The organism is Plectonema cf. radiosum LEGE 06105, assembly GCF_015207665.1.
Taxonomy (GTDB): Bacteria; Cyanobacteriota; Cyanobacteriia; order Cyanobacteriales; family Nostocaceae; genus Rivularia; species Rivularia radiosa_A.
Genome location: NZ_JADEWL010000272.1, coordinates 1 through 3626, shown reverse-complemented (window position 1 = coordinate 3626; position 3626 = coordinate 1). Strand labels below are relative to the sequence as shown.

The window sequence follows — 3626 nt, the reverse complement described above, 5'->3', positions numbered from 1 at the left end:
CCTCCCCACCTCCCCATCCCCCCAAATATAAGTAACTATAGAAAAACAGGTTTCTTAAAGTCGGGGGGAATATGTTAGAACACGATGTAATTATAGTCGGTGGAGGATTGGCTGGAAGTCGCGCTGCTGTAGAAATTGCGCGGACTAATCCTAGTTTGAGTATTGCTGTAATTGCTAAAACTCACCCGATTCGTTCTCATTCGGTGGCTGCTCAAGGTGGTATTGCTGCTAGTCTCAAAAATGTGGATTCTGCTGATAGTTGGCAAGCTCACGCTTTTGATACTGTAAAAGGTTCTGATTATTTAGCAGATCAAGATGCAGTGGAAATTCTCACCAAAGAAGCACCTGATGTGGTAATCGATTTGGAACACATGGGCGTTTTGTTCTCTCGTTTGGATGATGGTAGAATTGCTCAACGGGCTTTTGGGGGACATTCTCACAATCGTACCTGTTACGCTGCCGATAAAACTGGTCATGCAATTTTACATGAACTGGTAAATAACCTGCGGCGATATGGCGTACACATTTATGATGAATGGTATGTGATGCGCTTGATATTGGAAGAAAATCAAGCCAAAGGTGTGTTAATGTTCCGCATTCTTGACGGACAGATGGAAGTGATGCGAGCTAAAGCTGTAATGTTCGCGACAGGTGGTTACGGAAGAGCTTTTAATACTACTTCTAATGATTATGCTTCTACAGGTGATGGTTTGGCGATTACAGCCCTTGCCGGTTTGCCCTTAGAAGATATGGAATTTGTGCAATTTCACCCAACCGGCTTGTATCCTGTTGGCGTATTAATTTCTGAAGCCGTGCGTGGTGAAGGTGCGTATTTGATCAATTGTGAAGGCGATCGCTTTATGGCAAATTACGCTCCCTCTCGCATGGAATTAGCCCCACGGGATATTACGTCAAGGGCGATTACCCGCGAAGTCCGCGCTGGAAGAGGCGCTCATCGTGATGGTAGTCCCGGCGGCCCTTTTGTCTATCTGGATTTACGCCACATGGGCAAAGAAAAAATTATGAGCCGCGTTCCTTTTTGTTGGGAAGAAGCACACCGTTTAATAGGAGTTGATGCGGTAAAGGAACCCATGCCCATACGTCCGACAATTCACTATTCCATGGGCGGTATACCAGTAAATACCGATGGACAAGTTCGCAGCAGTGGAGATGGTTTGGTAGAAGGTTTTTTTGCTGCGGGGGAAAGTGCTTGCGTTTCAGTACATGGAGCGAATCGTCTCGGTAGTAACTCGCTATTAGAATGTGTTGTTTTCGGACGTAGAACCGGGGCAAGCATCGCCAGATATGTAGAAAATCGCAAATTACCTTCCATAGACGAGCAGCGTTATATCAAAGAAGCTAAACAGCAAATTCAAAGTTTATTAGAACAACCCGGAGAATACCGGATTAATCAAGTACGGCAAGAATTTCAAGATGCCATGACTGATTATTGTGGAGTGTTCCGCAACGAAGAATTGATGAAGCAAGGGTTAGAAAAAGTACAGCAAATTCAGCATAAATACTCACAGATTTACTTAGATGATAAAGGTAGTTGTTGGAATACAGAGCTAATTGAAGCTTTAGAATTACGCAGCTTGATGGTAGTCGGACAAATGATTATGACATCAGCACTCAATCGTCAGGAAAGTAGGGGCGCACATTGTCGGGAAGATTATACAGAAAGAGATGATGAAAAATATTTGCAGCATACAATGGCTTATTATTCCGCAGCAGGAATTGATATTCAATATCGTCCCGTAACGATTACCATGTTTGAGCCGAAGGAGAGGAAGTATTAAGTAGCAAGTATGAAATAAGACCAGGCGGTTGAAACCGCTTCTACACAAGCTTTCGTCCCTCCGGGTTCAGGAGTTCGCAATCGACGGGAACCGCCAAGACTGCGACTCCTTCACCGCCTTCGCGGACTAATTCAATACAGATAAATTATGTAGAGACGTTGCAGTGCAACGTCTCTGTGTGTTTTGGTTGGTATGCAAAATTTGGTGAAATAATTATAAATTTTATAGTCAAATATGACAATTGAAGCTAAATTAACGTGAGTTCGATATTCACTACTTCGATTGCTGGTTAAATTATAAGGAAGCTGTAAAAACTTGATTTTTCGTGGTGTTAGAAGTCGGGTTTTTATAAAGATTGTCTGTTACCACTGAAATTTATCCTAAAACCCGACGAATGTCAGACGCTAACAGAAATCAAAACGGATTCATACATCATAAAATATAATAAATATGCGAACTATTGCTGAAATAAACGATAAAATAAGCCAGAAAAAAGCGGTAGTATTAACTGTTGAAGAATTAAAAGCAAAGGTTATAGAAATAGGCATTGCAAAAGCTGCGAAACAAGTGGATGTAATTACTACTGGCACCTTTGAGCAAATGGAATCTAGCGGTGCCATTATTAACCTCGGACATACTGACCCACCGATAAAAATTCGTCGTTGCTGGTTAGATGGTGTACCGGCATACTCAGGTTTTGGCGCGGTAGATTTATACTTGGGTGCTAGTAGTATTGCCGAACCATTGGAAGGAGAAGAAGTACGTAGTGGGGAAGCCGCTTCCAAAATATTACGCGGTGGTGGTAACGTAATCGAAGATTTAATCGCAGGTAAACCCGTACAGGTAAAAGCCCAAGGACAAGTAACGGATTGCTACCCCAGGGCTTCTTTTGAAACTACCATTACTCGCGATACTATAAATCAATTTTACTTATTTAATCCGCGCAATTTATATCAAAATTTTATAGTAGGTGTTAACGGTGGAGAGCGTCCGCTTTATACTTATCTCGGTCTATTGCAACCACGTTTAGGAAATGCGGTTTACTCGAATCCCGGCGCTATTTCACCTTTAATCAACGATCCATATTTACAGCTTGTGGGGATTGGAACGCGGATTTTTTTAGGTGGTGGAATTGGTTATGTTTCTTGGGAAGGTACACAACATAATCCCATGCAAAAGCGTTTACCCAATGATACGCCGGTTGGTCCGGCGGCGACTTTAGCTTTAATTGGCGATGCCAAGCAAATGGATGCGCGTTGGGTAAGAGGTTGTTATTTCCACAATTATGGTCCTTCGATCATGTTGGGAGTTGGGGTACCCTTACCAGTGTTAAACGAGCAAGTAGTAGAACATTGTGCCGTCCAAGACAAAGATATTGTCGCACCGATTGTAGATTTTTCTATTCCCCGACGAGTGCGTCCTACCTTTGGTTTAGTTAGTTATACTCAACTCAAATCGGGACGCATCACCATTGACGGAAAAACAGTTAGAGTAGCCCCTTTAGCGAGTATATTTCTCTCGCGACAAGTTGCCATAGAATTGAAGCAATGGATTCAAGCTGGTACATTTACCCTTACCGAACCAGTCGCCCCAATTTCAATAGACAGGTCTTTTTTGCCCCAAGACAGATGGAAGGAGTTTTGAGGAGTTAGGAGTTAGGAGTTGGGAGTTAGGAGTTGGGAGTTAGGAGTTAGGAGTTAGGAGTTAGGAGTTAGGAGTTGGGAGTGAGGAGTTAGGAGTGAGGAGTTAGGAGTTAGGAGTTAGGAGTTAGGAGTTAGGAGTGAGTAGTTAATAATGAAGTATTTTCTCCCCATCTCCCCATCTCCC

General features: G+C 42.9%; 2 protein-coding genes. Both read left to right on the top strand.

What is annotated here, in order from left to right; genetic code table 11:
- The first annotated feature begins 71 nt into the window (after positions 1 to 71).
- Positions 72 to 1799: a succinate dehydrogenase/fumarate reductase flavoprotein subunit gene (locus IQ247_RS31795; RefSeq protein WP_193926179.1), complete on the top strand. Its 1728-nt coding sequence runs from the start codon at positions 72 to 74 to the stop codon at positions 1797 to 1799.
- A gap of 450 nt (positions 1800 to 2249) precedes the next feature.
- Positions 2250 to 3443 carry a homocysteine biosynthesis protein gene (locus tag IQ247_RS31790; protein ID WP_193926178.1) on the top strand — a complete coding sequence of 398 codons (1194 nt, stop codon included), beginning with the start codon at positions 2250 to 2252 and terminating at the stop codon, positions 3441 to 3443.
- Positions 3444 to 3626: the final 183 nt, after the last annotated feature.